Source organism: Vannielia litorea (assembly GCF_018424695.1).
In the GTDB taxonomy this organism is placed as follows: Bacteria; Pseudomonadota; Alphaproteobacteria; order Rhodobacterales; family Rhodobacteraceae; genus Vannielia; species Vannielia litorea_A.
On the sequence record NZ_QTNQ01000028.1, the window covers coordinates 1 to 15,471 of the forward strand.

Annotated in this window: 25 protein-coding genes; 22 read left to right on the top strand and 3 right to left on the bottom strand. The window is 63.0% G+C overall.

Features of this window, described 5'->3' with window-relative positions:
- The first annotated feature begins 275 nt into the window (after nucleotides 1-275).
- From rpsL to DYI42_RS11420, 8 genes are all read left to right on the top strand, one after another.
- The gene (gene rpsL, locus DYI42_RS11385; protein WP_213546064.1) at nucleotides 276-647 is read left to right on the top strand and encodes a 30S ribosomal protein S12; all 372 of its coding nucleotides are present in this window, start codon (nucleotides 276-278) and stop codon (nucleotides 645-647) included.
- A 12-nt stretch (nucleotides 648-659) separates the two neighbouring features.
- Nucleotides 660-1,130, top strand: coding sequence for a 30S ribosomal protein S7 (gene rpsG / locus DYI42_RS11390; protein WP_213546065.1), 471 nt, complete (start codon nucleotides 660-662; stop codon nucleotides 1,128-1,130).
- Between the two features lie 29 nt (nucleotides 1,131-1,159).
- Nucleotides 1,160-3,283, top strand: coding sequence for an elongation factor G (gene fusA / locus DYI42_RS11395; protein WP_213546066.1), 2,124 nt, complete (start codon nucleotides 1,160-1,162; stop codon nucleotides 3,281-3,283).
- Nucleotides 3,284-3,360: 77 nt separating this feature from the next.
- Complete coding sequence (tuf, locus tag DYI42_RS11400) at nucleotides 3,361-4,536, top strand: elongation factor Tu (RefSeq protein ID WP_213546067.1); 1,176 nt, start codon at nucleotides 3,361-3,363, stop codon at nucleotides 4,534-4,536.
- A gap of 116 nt (nucleotides 4,537-4,652) precedes the next feature.
- Nucleotides 4,653-4,961: a 30S ribosomal protein S10 gene (gene rpsJ / locus DYI42_RS11405; RefSeq protein WP_140015970.1), complete on the top strand. Its 309-nt coding sequence runs from the start codon at nucleotides 4,653-4,655 to the stop codon at nucleotides 4,959-4,961.
- Between the two features lie 14 nt (nucleotides 4,962-4,975).
- Complete coding sequence (gene rplC, locus DYI42_RS11410; RefSeq protein ID WP_213546068.1) at nucleotides 4,976-5,845, top strand: 50S ribosomal protein L3; 870 nt, start codon at nucleotides 4,976-4,978, stop codon at nucleotides 5,843-5,845.
- Nucleotides 5,842-6,462 (top strand): 50S ribosomal protein L4, encoded by a 621-nt coding sequence (rplD, locus tag DYI42_RS11415; protein WP_213546069.1) that lies wholly within the window; start codon nucleotides 5,842-5,844, stop codon nucleotides 6,460-6,462. Before rplC ends, rplD begins: the two co-directional genes overlap by 4 nt.
- Nucleotides 6,459-6,755: a 50S ribosomal protein L23 gene (locus DYI42_RS11420; protein ID WP_140012667.1), complete on the top strand. Its 297-nt coding sequence runs from the start codon at nucleotides 6,459-6,461 to the stop codon at nucleotides 6,753-6,755. The genes rplD and DYI42_RS11420 overlap by 4 nt, the downstream gene beginning before the upstream one ends.
- A 50-nt stretch (nucleotides 6,756-6,805) precedes the next feature.
- Here the strand turns inward: DYI42_RS11420 and DYI42_RS11425 are convergent, their stop codons facing one another.
- Together DYI42_RS11425 and DYI42_RS11430 are read right to left on the bottom strand one after the other, a co-directional pair.
- Nucleotides 6,806-7,453 carry a hypothetical protein gene (locus DYI42_RS11425; protein WP_213546070.1) on the bottom strand — a complete coding sequence of 216 codons (648 nt, stop codon included), beginning with the start codon at nucleotides 7,451-7,453 and terminating at the stop codon, nucleotides 6,806-6,808.
- A 41-nt stretch (nucleotides 7,454-7,494) separates the two neighbouring features.
- Nucleotides 7,495-8,220, bottom strand: a complete 726-nt coding sequence (locus tag DYI42_RS11430) for a hypothetical protein (protein WP_213546071.1) — start codon at nucleotides 8,218-8,220, stop codon at nucleotides 7,495-7,497.
- Nucleotides 8,221-8,554: 334 nt separating this feature from the next.
- Between DYI42_RS11430 and rplB the strand changes: the two genes are divergently transcribed.
- From rplB to DYI42_RS11460, 6 genes are all read left to right on the top strand, one after another.
- Nucleotides 8,555-9,397 (top strand): 50S ribosomal protein L2, encoded by an 843-nt coding sequence (gene rplB, locus DYI42_RS11435; protein ID WP_213546072.1) that lies wholly within the window; start codon nucleotides 8,555-8,557, stop codon nucleotides 9,395-9,397.
- 3 nt (nucleotides 9,398-9,400) lie between these two features.
- Entirely contained in the window at nucleotides 9,401-9,679 is a 279-nt protein-coding gene (gene rpsS, locus DYI42_RS11440) for a 30S ribosomal protein S19 (RefSeq protein ID WP_140012671.1), read from the top strand.
- Nucleotides 9,680-9,681: 2 nt separating this feature from the next.
- Complete coding sequence (gene rplV, locus DYI42_RS11445) at nucleotides 9,682-10,062, top strand: 50S ribosomal protein L22 (protein WP_140012672.1); 381 nt, start codon at nucleotides 9,682-9,684, stop codon at nucleotides 10,060-10,062.
- Nucleotides 10,062-10,766, top strand: a complete 705-nt coding sequence (gene rpsC / locus DYI42_RS11450) for a 30S ribosomal protein S3 (RefSeq protein WP_213546073.1) — start codon at nucleotides 10,062-10,064, stop codon at nucleotides 10,764-10,766. Before rplV ends, rpsC begins: the two co-directional genes overlap by 1 nt.
- A gap of 12 nt (nucleotides 10,767-10,778) precedes the next feature.
- Entirely contained in the window at nucleotides 10,779-11,192 is a 414-nt protein-coding gene (gene rplP, locus DYI42_RS11455) for a 50S ribosomal protein L16 (protein WP_213546074.1), read from the top strand.
- Between the two features lie 173 nt (nucleotides 11,193-11,365).
- On the top strand, nucleotides 11,366-11,623 hold the full coding sequence (locus DYI42_RS11460; protein ID WP_213546075.1) for a hypothetical protein: 258 nt from the start codon (nucleotides 11,366-11,368) through the stop codon (nucleotides 11,621-11,623).
- A gap of 42 nt (nucleotides 11,624-11,665) precedes the next feature.
- Here the strand turns inward: DYI42_RS11460 and DYI42_RS11465 are convergent, their stop codons facing one another.
- Nucleotides 11,666-12,286, bottom strand: a complete 621-nt coding sequence (locus DYI42_RS11465) for a 2OG-Fe(II) oxygenase family protein (protein ID WP_213546076.1) — start codon at nucleotides 12,284-12,286, stop codon at nucleotides 11,666-11,668.
- A gap of 130 nt (nucleotides 12,287-12,416) precedes the next feature.
- Between DYI42_RS11465 and DYI42_RS11470 the strand changes: the two genes are divergently transcribed.
- From DYI42_RS11470 to rpsH, 8 genes are all read left to right on the top strand, one after another.
- Nucleotides 12,417-12,791, top strand: a complete 375-nt coding sequence (locus tag DYI42_RS11470; RefSeq protein WP_342344645.1) for a DoxX family protein — start codon at nucleotides 12,417-12,419, stop codon at nucleotides 12,789-12,791.
- A 127-nt stretch (nucleotides 12,792-12,918) separates the two neighbouring features.
- Complete coding sequence (gene rpmC, locus DYI42_RS11475) at nucleotides 12,919-13,116, top strand: 50S ribosomal protein L29 (RefSeq protein ID WP_213546077.1); 198 nt, start codon at nucleotides 12,919-12,921, stop codon at nucleotides 13,114-13,116.
- Nucleotides 13,117-13,120: 4 nt separating this feature from the next.
- Nucleotides 13,121-13,351, top strand: a complete 231-nt coding sequence (gene rpsQ, locus DYI42_RS11480; protein WP_213546078.1) for a 30S ribosomal protein S17 — start codon at nucleotides 13,121-13,123, stop codon at nucleotides 13,349-13,351.
- 159 nt (nucleotides 13,352-13,510) lie between these two features.
- Entirely contained in the window at nucleotides 13,511-13,879 is a 369-nt protein-coding gene (rplN, locus tag DYI42_RS11485) for a 50S ribosomal protein L14 (RefSeq protein WP_074257809.1), read from the top strand.
- A gap of 1 nt (nucleotide 13,880) precedes the next feature.
- Entirely contained in the window at nucleotides 13,881-14,192 is a 312-nt protein-coding gene (gene rplX, locus DYI42_RS11490; protein WP_213546079.1) for a 50S ribosomal protein L24, read from the top strand.
- On the top strand, nucleotides 14,185-14,748 hold the full coding sequence (gene rplE / locus DYI42_RS11495; RefSeq protein ID WP_213546080.1) for a 50S ribosomal protein L5: 564 nt from the start codon (nucleotides 14,185-14,187) through the stop codon (nucleotides 14,746-14,748). The genes rplX and rplE overlap by 8 nt, the downstream gene beginning before the upstream one ends.
- An 11-nt stretch (nucleotides 14,749-14,759) precedes the next feature.
- On the top strand, nucleotides 14,760-15,065 hold the full coding sequence (rpsN, locus tag DYI42_RS11500; protein ID WP_140012683.1) for a 30S ribosomal protein S14: 306 nt from the start codon (nucleotides 14,760-14,762) through the stop codon (nucleotides 15,063-15,065).
- A 9-nt stretch (nucleotides 15,066-15,074) separates the two neighbouring features.
- Nucleotides 15,075-15,470 (top strand): 30S ribosomal protein S8, encoded by a 396-nt coding sequence (rpsH, locus tag DYI42_RS11505; RefSeq protein ID WP_213546113.1) that lies wholly within the window; start codon nucleotides 15,075-15,077, stop codon nucleotides 15,468-15,470.
- Nucleotide 15,471 lies beyond the last annotated feature (1 nt).

Here is a 15,471-nt window from a genome sequence, read left to right on the forward strand (position 1 = left end):
GGTGTTGACAGCCCCCCCGACTCCCCCTATACGCCGCGCTCACGGGACACGTGCGGGCAAACCCCTGCGCGACAACCCGTATCAAAATCGAAGTGGCCACGATCCAGGCAGCGAGTGCCTCGATCCTCTGAGATTCCACCGCGTCGTTTCCGGCAGAGGAAACGGGAGCGGTATTTGCGTTTGGCATTCCGCCACTCGCGCAAGACCTGAACCGGCGCCGGGCGGTGCACAGCCCGCGCCTTAGATGAACGAACGAGCGAGACGGGGAAACCGGAATGCCCACGATCCAACAGCTGATCCGCAAGCCGCGGCAGCCCAAAGTAAAACGATCCAAGTCGATGCACCTTGAAGGGTGCCCGCAGAAGCGTGGTGTCTGCACCCGCGTCTACACCACCACGCCGAAGAAGCCGAACTCGGCCATGCGGAAGGTTGCCAAGGTGCGCCTGACCAACGGCTACGAGGTCATCAGCTACATCCCCGGTGAAAGCCACAACCTTCAGGAGCACTCTGTTGTCCTGATCCGTGGCGGCCGTGTGAAAGACCTTCCCGGCGTTCGTTACCACATCCTGCGCGGGGTGCTCGACACCCAGGGCGTCAAAGACCGCAAGCAGCGCCGCTCGAAGTACGGCGCCAAGCGTCCGAAGTAAGAGGAATACGAAATGTCCCGTCGTCACGCTGCCGAGAAGCGCGAAGTCCTGCCCGACGCCAAGTATGGCGATAAGGTTCTGACGAAATTCATGAACAACCTGATGGTTGACGGCAAGAAATCCGTCGCCGAGCGCATCGTCTACAACGCGCTGGATCGGGTTGAGACCAAGCTGAAGCGCGCGCCCATCGAGGTGTTCGAAGAGGCCCTCGACAACATCAAGCCGTCGGTTGAGGTTCGTTCCCGCCGGGTTGGTGGCGCCACCTACCAGGTGCCCGTCGAAGTGCGCCCCGAGCGCCGCGAAGCGCTTGCGATCCGCTGGCTCATCGTCGCCGCGCGCAACCGCAACGAGAACACCATGGAAGAGCGTCTGGCCGGTGAGCTGATCGACGCTGTCCAGTCTCGTGGCACCGCCGTGAAGAAGCGCGAAGACACCCACAAGATGGCCGACGCCAACAAGGCGTTCAGCCACTACCGCTGGTAACCCAAGCCTACACCTGAGGACTCATTCCAATGGCCCGCGACTATCCCCTTCAGCGCTACCGCAACTTCGGTATCATGGCGCACATCGATGCCGGCAAGACCACTTGCTCCGAGCGCATCCTGTTTTACACCGGCAAATCCCACAACATCGGTGAGGTGCACGACGGTGCGGCCACCATGGACTGGATGGAGCAGGAGCAGGAGCGGGGCATCACGATCACCTCGGCTGCCACCACCACCTTCTGGCAGCGCCAGGAAGAGCCGACCGCCGATGGCACCTCCGACACCAAGTACCGGATGAACATCATCGACACCCCCGGCCACGTTGACTTCACCATCGAAGTCGAGCGTTCGCTGGCCGTGCTCGACGGTGCCGTCTGCGTGCTCGACGCCAACGCCGGTGTGGAGCCCCAGACCGAGACCGTGTGGCGCCAGGCCGACCGCTACAAGGTGCCGCGCATCGTGTTCGTCAACAAGATGGACAAGATCGGCGCCGACTTCTTCAACTGCGTTCACATGATCGAAGACCGCACCGGCGCCCGCGCCGTGCCCGTCGCCCTGCCGATCGGTGCCGAGAACGAGCTGGAAGGCCTTGTCGACCTCGTGACCATGGAAGAGTGGGTCTGGAAGGGTGAAGACCTCGGCGCGTCCTGGGAAAAGGGCCCGATCCGCGACAGCCTCAAGGACGTGGCTGACGAGTGGCGCGGCAAGATGATCGAAGCGGCCGTCGAAGAAGACGACGACGCGATGATGGAATACCTCGAGGGCAACGAGCCCGACGTGGACACCCTGCGCAAGCTGCTCCGCAAGGGCACCCTCGCGCTGCACTTCGTGCCCGTGCTTGGCGGCTCCGCCTTCAAGAACAAGGGTGTTCAGCCGCTGCTCAACGCCGTGATCGACTACCTGCCGAGCCCGCTCGACGTGGTTGATTACATGGGCTTCAAGCCCGGCGACGAGAACGAAGAGCGCAACATCGCCCGCCGCGCGGACGATGACATGCCCTTCGCCGGCCTTGCGTTCAAAATCATGAACGACCCCTTCGTCGGTTCGCTGACCTTCACCCGGATCTACTCCGGCGTGATGAACAAGGGTGACAACATCCTGAACTCGACCAAGGGCAAGAAAGAGCGCATCGGTCGGATGATGATGATGCACTCCAACAACCGCGAAGAGATCGAAGAGGCATTTGCCGGTGACATCATCGCACTGGCCGGTCTGAAAGACACCACCACGGGTGACACGCTCTGTGCCGCCAACGACCCGGTGGTTCTGGAAACCATGACCTTCCCCGATCCGGTGATCGAGATCGCCGTCGAGCCGAAGACCAAGGCCGACCAGGAGAAAATGTCTCAGGGTCTGGCGCGGCTTGCTGCCGAAGATCCCTCCTTCCGCGTGGAAACTGACCTCGAAAGCGGCCAGACCATCATGAAGGGCATGGGCGAACTTCACCTCGACATCCTCGTTGACCGCCTCAAGCGCGAGTTCAAGGTGGAAGCCAACATCGGTGCCCCGCAGGTGGCCTACCGCGAGACCATCGGTCACGAGGTCGAGCACACCTACACCCACAAGAAGCAGTCGGGTGGGTCCGGTCAGTTCGCCGAAGTCAAAATGGTCATCTCCCCGACCGAGCCGGGCGAAGGCTACTCCTTCGAGTCCAAGATCGTTGGCGGTGCTGTTCCGAAGGAATACATCCCCGGCGTCGAAAAGGGTATCAAGTCGGTCATGGACTCCGGTCCGCTGGCAGGTTTCCCGGTGATCGACTTCAAGGTGGCGCTGATCGACGGCAAGTTCCACGACGTTGACTCCAGCGTTCTGGCCTTCGAAATCGCCGCCCGCATGGGCATGCGCGAAGGCATGAAGAAGGCTGGCGCCAAGCTGCTCGAGCCGATCATGAAGGTGGAGGTGATCACCCCGGAAGAATACACCGGCGGTATCATCGGCGACCTCACCAGCCGTCGCGGCCAGGTGCAGGGTCAGGACACCCGCGGCAACGCGATCGCCATCGACGCCTTCGTGCCGCTGGCCAATATGTTCGGCTACATCAACAACCTGCGCTCCATGTCTTCGGGCCGGGCGAACTTCACCATGCAGTTCGACCACTACGAGCCGGTGCCGCAGAACATCAGCGAAGAAATCCAGTCGAAATACGCATAACGGCGGTGGGCAGATTGCCCACCCTACACACCCCGTAGGGTGGGTGCGAACCCACCACCAGAGACAAGGAGGCCATCATGGCTAAGGAAAAGTTTGAACGTAACAAGCCGCACGTGAACATCGGCACGATTGGTCACGTTGACCACGGCAAGACGACGTTGACGGCTGCGATCACGAAGTATTTCGGCGACTTCAAGGCCTACGACCAGATCGACGGCGCGCCGGAAGAGAAGGCCCGCGGGATCACGATCTCGACGGCGCACGTGGAGTACGAGACCGACGCGCGTCACTACGCCCACGTCGACTGCCCCGGCCACGCCGACTACGTGAAGAACATGATCACCGGTGCCGCCCAAATGGACGGCGCGATCCTGGTGGTGAACGCCGCCGACGGCCCCATGCCCCAGACCCGCGAGCACATCCTGCTCGGCCGTCAGGTGGGCATCCCGGCGATGGTCGTGTTCATGAACAAGGTCGACCAGGTGGACGACGAGGAGCTCCTCGAGCTGGTCGAGATGGAAGTGCGCGAGCTGCTCTCCTCCTACGACTTCCCGGGCGACGATATCCCGATCATCGCGGGCTCGGCTCTGGCGGCGATGGAGGGCAACAAGCCCGAGATCGGCGAAGAGAAGATCAAGGAGCTGATGGCGGCTGTCGACGAGTACATCCCGACGCCCGAGCGCGCCGTGGACCAGCCGTTCCTGATGCCGGTCGAGGACGTGTTCTCGATCTCCGGCCGCGGCACGGTTGTGACCGGTCGCGTCGAGCGCGGCGTGATCAACGTGGGCGATGAAATCGAGATCGTCGGCATCAAGGACACCCAGAAGACGACCTGCACGGGCGTGGAAATGTTCCGCAAGCTGCTGGATCGTGGTGAAGCCGGCGACAACATCGGCGCGCTGCTGCGCGGCATCGACCGTGACGCGGTGGAGCGGGGCCAGGTGCTCTGCAAGCCCGGCTCGGTGACGCCGCACACGAAGTTCGAGGCCGAGGCCTACATCCTGACCAAGGAAGAGGGCGGCCGCCACACCCCGTTCTTCGCCAACTACCGCCCGCAGTTCTACTTCCGCACCACGGACGTGACCGGGACGGTGACCCTGAAAGAGGGCACCGAGATGGTGATGCCGGGCGACAACGTGTCGTTCACCGTTGAGCTGATCGCCCCGATCGCCATGGAAGACGGCCTCCGCTTCGCCATCCGCGAAGGCGGCCGCACCGTCGGCGCCGGCGTCGTCTCCAAGATCATCGAGTGATCGCTGACACTATATAAGAGCGCCGGCGGGCCAACCGCCGGCAACACTGAAACCGGTTCGAAGAGGGGCGGGTCTTTCGCCCCTCCTCTCAATCGTAAAGGAACGCAAAAATGGCCATTCAAAGCCAAAACATCCGGATCCGCCTGAAGGCGTTCGATTACCGCGTGCTGGATGCCAGCACCCAGGAAATCGTTGCGACCGCCAAGCGGACCGGCGCGCAGGTGCGCGGGCCCATCCCGCTGCCGAACAAGATCGAGAAGTTCACCGTTCTGCGCGGCCCGCACATCGACAAGAAGAGCCGTGACCAGTGGGAGATCCGCACCCACAAGCGCCTGCTCGACATCATCGACCCCACCCCGCAGACCGTGGACGCGCTCATGAAGCTCGACCTCGCTGCCGGCGTGGACGTTCAGATTTCGGTCTAAGGGAGGGCATTGGTATGTTGCGCTCTGGAGTGATCGCAAAGAAGGTCGGCATGACCCGGCTCTTCATGGAAGATGGCAAACAGATCCCGGTGACGGTTCTGCAACTCGACAACCTGCAGGTGGTGGCCAAGCGCACCGCCGAGACCGACGGCTACTCGGCCGTTCAGCTCGGCGCCGGCACGGCCAAGGCCAAGCGCACCTCCGCGCCGATGCGCGGCGTGTTCGCGGCGGCCAAGGTGGCCCCCAAGCGCAAGCTGGCCGAGTTCCGCGTGGACCCTGCGAACCTGATCGAAGTGGGCGAGGAAATCACCGCCGACCACTACTTTGAAGGTCAGTTCGTGGATGTCTCCGGCACCTCGATCGGTAAGGGCTTTGCCGGTGCGATGAAGCGGCACAACTTCGGGGGCCTGCGCGCCTCCCACGGTGTGTCGATCTCTCACCGTTCGCACGGCTCCACCGGCCAGTGTCAGGACCCGGGCCGCGTGTTCAAGGGCAAGAAGATGGCCGGTCACATGGGCGCCGCCCGCGTGACCACGCAGAACCTTCAGGTTGTCCGCACCGACAGCGACCGTGGGCTGATCATGGTCAAGGGCGCCGTTCCGGGCTCCAAGGGTGGCTGGGTGACGATCAAGGATGCGGTGAAGAAGCCGTTCCCCGAGAACGCCATTCTGCCTGCTGCTCTGAAGTCTGCCGCCGAGGAAGCCGCAAAGGCCGCTGAAGAAGCCGCTGCCGCCGCTGCCGCCGAGGCCGAGGCCGAAGAGAAGCGTCTTGCCGAAGAGCAGGCCGCCCAGGAAGCCGCCGCGCTGAAGGAAGCCGAAGCCGAGATCGAGGCCGAGAAGGGCTCTGACGAAGGCTCCGAAGAGAAGAAGGATGGCGACGAATGAAACTCGACGTGATCAAACTCGACGGCGGCAAGGCCGGGTCGGTCGATCTGGGTGACGAGGTCTTCGGCCTCGAGCCCCGCGCCGACATCCTGCACCGCGTCGTCCGCTGGCAGCGCAACAAGGCGCAGGCCGGCACCCACAAGGTGAAGACCCGTTCGGAAACGAGCTACTCGACCAAGAAGATCTATCGCCAGAAGGGCACCGGCGGCGCACGCCACGGTGACCGGAACGCGCCGATCTTCCGCAAGGGTGGCATCTACAAGGGTCCGACCCCGCGCAGCCACGGCCACGATCTTCCCAAGAAGATCCGTGCGCTCGGCCTGAAGCACGCCCTGAGCGCCAAGGCGCAAGAGGGCAAGCTGGTGATCCTGGAAGACGCCAACATGGCCGAAGCCAAGACCGCGCTGCTCGCCAAGCAGGTGAAGGAACTCGGCTGGAAAAAGGTGCTCATCATCGATGGCGCCGAGCTGAACGAGAACTTCACCAAGGCCGCTGCCAACCTCGCCGGCGTGGACGTGCTCCCCTCGATGGGCGCCAATGTCTACGACATCCTGAAGCGTGACACCCTGGTTCTGACCAAGGCCGGTGTCGAAGCCCTGGAGGCCCGTCTGAAATGAGCGCCAAGGCAGAACATTACGACGTGATCGTGAAGCCCGTCATCACCGAGAAGGCCACCATGGCCTCCGAGGCGAACGGCGTGGTCTTCGAGGTCGCCATCGACGCGAACAAGCCCCAGATCAAGGAGGCCGTCGAAAGCCTCTTTGGTGTGAAGGTGAAGGCCGTCAACACGACCATCACCAAGGGCAAGACCAAGCGCTTCCGCGGCCAGCCCGGCAAGCGCAAGGACGTCAAGAAGGCCTACGTGACCCTCGAAGAGGGCAACACGATCGACGTGTCCACCGGTCTCTGATCCGGGCGGTGGGCAGATTGCTCACCCTACAGATTGACGGAAGGCCTCGCTCAAGCGGGGCCTTTCGCGTTTCTGGCACGGGCCAGGGCGATCAACTCGGCCTTGCTGTTCGAGCGATGGGCCGACCGGGTTGCAGGTACGTAGAAGCTGGTTCCGGTGATCTTCTTGCGCAGGCTCGCCTCTCGCCAGCCGTGCCCTGCGATCATGTAGAACATGTTGGCGCCGTAGCGTTTCTCGGTGCGAACAATCTCGAGCGGGCCGATTTCGCCCACCTCGGCCCCGAGCACGGGGGGGCCGTCCATCCGCAGGAAGGCCGCCGTGCCGCAGGACGGGCAGGGCGGGTCGCAATGCACCAGCGCGTCCGTCGTTTGGGGCCAATCGTCGGGGCGGGTTTCAGGCCAATCGGGAAAGAACTGGTCGTAGGTGCCCACGCGGCGCTCGGGCTCGACCACGAAGTAGCCGCTCGGCAGCGGGTTGAAGCGTAGACCGTGGAAGCCTTCGGCCTCGTACCGAAGGCGGAAGGCCGGGCTGGCGATGTAGTAGTCGTCTCGCGTGAGAGAGAGCTGCTCGCTCTGTGGGGCCTTCTCGTGGGAGAGGGGCACCAGAGCGTCGCGGTTCACGATGGCGTCGCACTCGGGGCATCTCTGAAGGTCAGGATGCCCCTCGAGCAGATCCATCCCGTTTTGAATGGGGGTCACGCAAAACGCACTGGCGCGATCTGGTTGCATGGCAGGTTCCGTCAGGCCGCGGCGGCAAGCTCATCATCGTCGGCGTAGGAAGGCGCCTTACGCTCCGGCGGGTTCAGCGCGTCGAAGATGCGGCGGTAGAGCGGCGAGGTCATGAAGTCGCCGTAGGTGCGGTTGAGCAGGTCGAGCAGGCCTTCTACCTGGGCCTCGCCGGTGTTGCCCGGCGCATGGACGACGCGGGTGAAGAGCAGGTCCTCGGTGGCGGGGGTGACCCCGTGGCGCCGCACGATCTGGTCGATGGTCTCCCGCTGGCGCTGCTCGCGGGACATTTCCCAATGCGTCATGAAGCGGGCGTAGAACGGCACGAAGCGCGCGTTGGTCAGCGCGAGGGTGGAGATGAGCGGCTCGCAGAAGTGGCAGTCTTTGCTTTCGTACATCCCGTCGAAGAGCGAGAAGGCCATCATCTCCTCCACCTCTTCCAGCCAGGCCTCCAGTCGCGCATGCAGATCACGGGTGCGGGCCAGGCGTTTCCACATGGCGATGCTGTGGGGGCTGGCCCAGGGATTGAAGGCGCTTTGCTCGTCGCGCCATGCGCCATCGGTGGGATCGAGGGCGAAGTAGTAGTGATCGGCGGCATCGAGGGCGCGATGAAGAAGCGGAAGCGCGGTTTCGAGATCATCCATCAGGCGAAAGGCCCGGGTGCGTGGCCAGAAGCCGGTTTGGCGAAAACTGACGACGAACTGATGCTTACCCGTGTCCTCAATGATCCGGATCGTCATAAAAGCGGCCTTTCTGCCTATGGTTGTTCTCTTCAAGCAAAAGCTTAGGCCGCAGAGACGGGCCAGAATAAGGCAGGCTGCCGGAAAATGATTGGCAATGCCTGCGGCGGTGGTGGGAATGTGGCGCTGCGGGCCTTGACCCACACAGGCGCGGCCCTTAAAGGGGGGCATCCGCAAGAGCCCCGGATTCGTCCGGGGCTTTGGTTTTGGTCGGTTGGTGGGCAGATCGCCCGGACAGCCGCAAAACCGGCGGAGCACAATCGGGCACCTACGGGGGCCTTCATCATCAGGGCAGCGCAAGCGCCGCCCACACAGAAAACGGAAGACAGTTAACATGGCACTCAAGTCGTATAAGCCGACGACGCCGGGCCAGCGTGGGCTGGTACTGATCGACCGTTCGGAGCTGTGGAAAGGACGTCCGGTCAAGAGCCTCACCGAGGGTCTGACCAAGAAGGGCGGCCGGAACAACACCGGACGGATCACTGCCCGCCGCCGTGGCGGTGGCGCGAAGCGTCTCTATCGTATCGTCGATTTCAAGCGGACCAAGCTGGATGTTCCGGCGACCGTCGAGCGGATCGAATACGATCCCAACCGCACCGCCTTTATCGCCCTCATCAAGTATGAAGACGGCGAGCAGGCCTACATTCTTGCCCCCCAGCGCCTCGCCGTTGGCGACTCTGTGGTGAGCTCGGCCAAGGCCGACGTGAAGCCGGGCAACGCGATGCAGTTCATCGGCATGCCCATCGGCACCATCATTCACAACATCGAGCTGAAGCCCGGCAAGGGTGGCCAGATCGCACGCGCCGCGGGCACCTACGCCCAGTTCGTCGGCCGTGACGGCGGCTACGCCCAGATCCGCCTCAGCTCGGGCGAGCTTCGTCTCGTCCGCCAGGAGTGCATGGCAACGGTTGGCGCGGTGAGCAACCCCGACAACTCGAACCAGAACCTCGGCAAGGCCGGCCGCGTCCGCCACATGGGCAAGCGCCCCTCCGTGCGCGGCGTCGCGATGAACCCGATCGACCACCCCCATGGTGGTGGTGAGGGCCGCACCTCCGGTGGCCGCACCCCGGTTACTCCCTGGGGCAAGGACACCAAGGGCCGCCGCACCCGTGACAAGAACAAGGCGTCGCAGAAGCTGATCATCCGCTCGCGTCACGCCAGGAAGAAGGGTCGCTAACACATGTCGCGTTCTGTTTGGAAAGGCCCCTTTGTCGACAGCTATGTCCTCAAGAAGGCCGAAAAATCCCGCGAGTCGGGCCGCAACGAGGTCATCAAGATCTGGTCGCGCCGCTCCACCATCCTGCCCCAGTTCGTGGGGCTCACCTTCGGCGTCTACAACGGCAAGAAGCATATCCCGGTGAACGTTTCCGAGGACATGATTGGCCAGAAGTTCGGTGAATACTCGCCGACTCGCACCTACTACGGCCACGCCGCAGACAAGAAAGCGAAGAGGAAGTAACCATGGGCAAGGACAAGAATCCCCGCCGCGTGGAAGACAACGAGGCGCTGGCCAAGGCCCGCATGCTTCGCACCTCGCCGCAGAAGCTGAACCTCGTCGCCGCGATGATCCGTGGCAAGAAGGTCGAGAAGGCCCTGGCCGATCTCACCTTCTCCAAGAAGCGGATCGCCGTGGACGTGAAGAAATGCCTTCAGTCCGCCATCGCCAACGCCGAGAACAACCACAACCTGGACGTCGACGAGCTGATCGTCGCAGAGGCCTGGGTCGGCAAGAACCTCACGATGAAGCGCGGTCGCCCGCGTGCCCGTGGCCGCTTTGGCCGTATCGTGAAGCCGTTTGCTGAGCTGACCATCAAGGTCCGCCAGATCGAGGAGCAAGCCTGATGGGTCAGAAAGTCAATCCGATCGGCATGCGGCTTCAGGTCAACCGCACCTGGGACAGCCGCTGGTACGCCGACACCAAAGAGTACGGTAACCTCCTGCTCGAAGACATCGCGATCCGCGAGTTCATCGAGGAAGAGTGCAAGCAGGCCGGCGTCAGCCGCGTGATCATCGAGCGCCCGCACAAGAAGTGCCGGGTGACGGTGCACACCGCGCGCCCCGGCGTGATCATCGGCAAGAAAGGCGCCGATATCGAGGGCCTGCGCCGCAAGCTGGCGAACATGACCGACAGCGAGCTGCACCTCAACATCGTCGAGGTTCGCAAGCCCGAGCTGGACGCCGCCCTGGTGGCCGAAAGCATCGCGCAGCAGCTCGAGCGCCGGGTGTCGTTCCGCCGCGCGATGAAGCGCTCGGTTCAGAACGCCATGCGCATGGGTGCCCTCGGCATCCGGGTCAACGTTGCGGGCCGCCTTGGCGGTGCCGAGATCGCCCGGACTGAGTGGTATCGTGAAGGCCGTGTGCCGCTGCACACCCTGCGTGCCGACATCGACTATGCCCACGCCGAGGGGATGACCCCTTATGGCATCATCGGCATCAAGGTCTGGATCTTCAAAGGCGAGATCATGGAGCACGATCCTTCGGCTCGCGATCGCAAGGCCCAGGAGCTCCAGGAAGGCGGCGGCCCGCGCCCCCGCCGTGACCGGTAAGGAGACGGAAGAATGCTGCAACCAAAACGCACGAAATTCCGCAAGATGCACAAGGGCCGCATCCGCGGCGAGGCGAAGGGCGGGTCTGACCTGAACTTCGGCACCTTCGGCCTGAAAGCGGTGGAGCCCGAGCGCATCACCGCCCGCCAGATCGAGGCTGCACGCCGTGCCATGACGCGCCACATGAAGCGTCAGGGCCGCGTCTGGATCCGGATCTTCCCCGACCTGCCCGTCACCTCCAAGCCGGTGGAAGTCCGGATGGGTAAAGGTAAGGGCTCGGTGGACTTCTGGGCCGCCAAGGTGAAGCCCGGCCGCGTGATGTTCGAGATCGACGGTGTGTCGGAAGAGATCGCCCGCGAGGCGCTCCGCCTGGCCGCCATGAAGCTGCCGATCAAGACCCGGACCATCGTTCGCGAAGATTGGTAAAGGTCGCGCTATGCGCGACCAGTGCGGTGTAGCGATTGGCAAAGCCAATTGCGGGCCGCACACCGGTTGAGAATAGAGATCCCCCGCTGGAGCGATCCGGCGGGGGTTTTCGTTTGAATTGCCCGAGGGGAGTTGTGCATGGTCCCGGTAGCTAGAACGGAAGGGACCACAGCATGAGTTTTACGGGGGCAGCGGGTTGGATTGCAGCCTTGGCAGTTGTGCTTGGCGGACTGCGCTTGGTGACGGCTATATTTGTTCTTTTCACGGAAGATCCGAGTGAAGCCGCTCGCATGGTTTTGGGATCACGAACGACCGGGCAAGCAATTGACCAAGGCCTCTTTATGATCGTCGTCGGGGTTTGCATTGGCGTGCTCACTGAGATCAGCGAACGGCTAGGAGCGATTGTTGAACGGAACGTCGACCACAACTGAGGCAAACGCAAAAAACGACGAGAGCGTGTTTATCGCTGGCCCTCACTCCCACCGATAATTGAAACTCACCGACACCCGCTCCTCCTCGGCCATGTTCATCGGCACCTCGTGGCGCAGCCAGCTTTCCCAGAGCAGCACGTCGCCCACCGCCGGGGCCACCGAGACGAAGCGTTTCAGTTCCTCGCGGCAGTGCTTGCGGCGCATCGGGGCGGCCATCATGCGGGCGGAGCGGGGGTCTTCCAGTTTCAGGGCCGAGGTGCCTTCGGGCATGGAAACATAGGTGGTGCCCGAGATCACCGCGTGGGGGTGGATGTGGGAGCCGTGGGTGCCGCCTTCGGGGAGGATGTTGATCCAGAGGTCTTCCAGCACCAGCGCCCGCCCGTCGAGGTCGAACTGGAGGTCTTCGGTGAAGGCGGCGACATGGGCGTCGAGCGACTTCGCCAGCGCCTTGAAGATCGGGAAGCGCCAGGGGAGGTCGGAGAGGGAGGCGTAGGAGGTGTAGCCCGGGTAGCCGTTTTCCTCGCACCATTCCTGCCCGGCCTCGTCGTCCTCGGCGATGGTGAAGCAGCTCGCTTCAAGCTCCTGCGGATCGACGGCAGGCTTATGCTCCGACAGGGCGGCGCGGTAGAGGCGCGTGACGAAGAGGGAGGAGATTTCGGGCATGGGGGCCTCCTGTTGGGGTTGAGGGTGGGTTAGCACCCGGCCCGCAGCGGGGGAAGGCCGGACCGATTGCAATAAGAGTTGATGTCAACTTAAAGCGATGGTAGCCAAGACCTGAAATTGGAGGCCCTACGTGAAACTCGCTGGCTGGATCATCATCGCCCTCTTCGCGCTCTTCATGCTGGGGGCGTCCGTCGCGCCGAAGCTGCTCAGGCTGGAGGCTGCTCGCGCGCCGCTGGAGCAGATCGGTTATCCGGTCAAATACCTCCTGCTGATCGGAATCATGGAGCTGGTGTTCACGCTGCTGGCCCTCTATCCCCGCACTGCGCTGCTGGGCGGCATCCTGATGACCGGCCTGCTTGGCGGGGCCATCGCCAGCCAGCTGCGGGCCGAGATGCCGGTCTACTCGCACACGCTCTTCGGGGTCTACCTCGGGGCCCTCATGTGGCTCGGCATCTGCCTGCGAAGCCCGGCGCTGCTGGCCATCGCCACGGGGCGGGGACAATAGCGGCCAAAACCCCTTGCCACGCCGCCGATTCCCCCCTATAGGGCGGGCCTTCACCACCGTGAACTCCATCGGATCAGGTGTCACCCCACAAGGGGCACCCCGGTGACTGTTGAAAAAGGAATAGGCGATGAACGCCCAGGAACTGCGTGACAAGACGCCGGACCAGCTCCGCGACCAGCTTGTCGACCTCAAGAAAGAAGCCTTCAACCTGCGTTTCCAGCAGGCCGGCGGCTCCATCGAGAACACCGCCCGCATGCGCACCGTCCGTCGTGACGTGGCCCGTGTGAAGACGATCCTCAACGAAAAAGCCAAGGCGGAGGCGTAAGACGATGCCCAAACGTATCCTCACCGGCGTCGTGACCAGCGACCAGAACGAACAGACCGTGACCGTTCTCGTCGAGCGCCGCTTCAAGCACCCGCTGCTGCACAAGACCGTGCGGAAGTCCAAAAAGTATCGCGCCCATGACGAGGCCAACACCTTCAAGGTGGGCGATCAGGTTCGCATTCAGGAATGCGCGCCGAAATCGAAGACGAAACGCTGGGAGGTGCTGACGGCCTGATCCGGGCAGCTCCTCGGGCCCTTCGGACCCTCATCGCAGCTGCGATGAGGACCGGACGGGCCGAAGAGCAGCCACGGTGACATCCGAAAACACCTTTCGGTTTGAGCGAAACCCTGGGGGAGCTAACAAGAAAAGCCCCCATAGGTCGGGAGAAACCTAATGATCCAGATGCAGACCAATCTGGATGTTGCTGACAACTCCGGCGCGCGCCGGGTTCAGTGCATCAAGGTCCTGGGTGGTTCCAAGCGCAAGTATGCGTCGGTAGGCGACATCATCGTCGTCTCCGTGAAGGAAGCCATCCCGCGCGGCCGCGTGAAGAAGGGCGACGTGCGTAAAGCCGTTGTCGTTCGCACCGCCAAGGAAGTGCGCCGCGAAGACGGCACCGCGATCCGCTTCGATCGCAACGCCGCCGTCATTCTCAACAACAACAACGAGCCTGTCGGGACCCGTATCTTCGGCCCAGTCGTTCGCGAGCTCCGCTCGAAGAACTTCATGAAGATCATCTCGCTCGCCCCGGAGGTGCTGTAAGATGGCCGCGAAACTGAAGAAGGGTGACACGGTTGTCGTGCTCACCGGCAAGGACAAGGGCAAGACCGGCGATATCGTCTCGGTCGACCCGAAGGCCGGCAAGGCCGTGGTGGAAGGACTGAACATGGCCATCCGTCACCAGCGCCAGAGCCAGAACGCCCAGGGCGGCCGCGTGCCGCAGGCGATGCCCATCGACCTCTCCAACCTCGCCTACGTGGATGCCAACGGCAAACCCACCCGCGTCGGCTTCAAGGTTGAAGACGGCAAGAAGGTGCGCGTCGCCAAGACCACGGGAGACGTGATCGATGCTTGATGCAGCCAAATACACCCCCCGTCTGAAGACGCATTTCGACGAGACCGTTCGCGCCGCTCTGAAAGAAGAGTTCGGCTACAAGAGCGACATGCAGATCCCGCGTCTCGACAAGATCGTGCTCAACATCGGCTGTGGTGCCGAAGCCGTGCGCGACAGCAAGAAGGCCAAGTCGGCCCAGGAAGACCTGACCAAGATCGCCGGCCAGCAGGCCATGGTGACCACGGCCAAGAAATCCATCGCCGGCTTCCGGGTGCGTGAAGAGATGCCGCTGGGCGCCAAGGTGACCCTGCGCGGCGAGCGGATGTACGAATTCCTCGACCGTCTCATCACCATCGCCATGCCCCGTATCCGCGACTTCCGCGGCGTCTCGGGCAAAAGCTTCGATGGCCGCGGCAACTACGCCATGGGCCTGAAAGAGCACATCGTCTTCCCCGAGATCGAGTTCGACAAGGTCGACGAAGTCTGGGGCATGGACATCATCATTTGCACCACCGCGGCAACCGACGCGGAAGCAAAGGCACTGTTGACCCAGTTCAACATGCCCTTCACCAGCTGAGGACACCGACCATGGCAAAGAAAGCAATGATCGAACGCGAGAAGAAGCGTCAGAAGCTGGTGGAGCAATATGCCGCCAAGCGCGCTGCGCTGAAAGAGATCGCCAATGACGAGAGCAAGCCGATGGAAGAGCGCTTCAAGGCGCGCCTGAAGCTGGCCAAGCTGCCGCGCAACTCGTCGCCCACCCGCCTTCACAACCGGTGCCAGCTCACCGGTCGTCCGAAGGCGTATTACCGCAAACTCAAGATGTCTCGTATCATGCTGCGCGAACTGGCCTCCAACGGTCAGATCCCCGGCATGGTCAAGTCGTCTTGGTAAGGGAGGTTTATTGAGATGAACGATCCTCTCGGCGATATGCTCACCCGTATCCGCAACGCGCAGATGCGTGGCAAGTCCACCGTCCGCACGCCCGCGTCCAAGCTGCGTGCCTGGGTTCTCGATGTGCTGGCCGACGAAGGCTACATCCGCGGCTACGAGCCGGTGGCTGACAGCAAGCACCCCGAAATCGAGATCAGCCTGAAGTACTACGAAGGCACCCCGGTGATCCGCGACCTCAAGCGCGTCTCGAAGCCCGGCCGCCGTGTTTACATGGGCGTGAACGACATCCCGCAGGTCCGCCAGGGCCTGGGCGTGTCGATCGTGTCCACCTCGCGCGGCGTCATGTCCGATGCAGCAGCCCGCTCCGCCAATGTTGGCGGTGAGGTGCTCTGCACCGTCTTCTAAG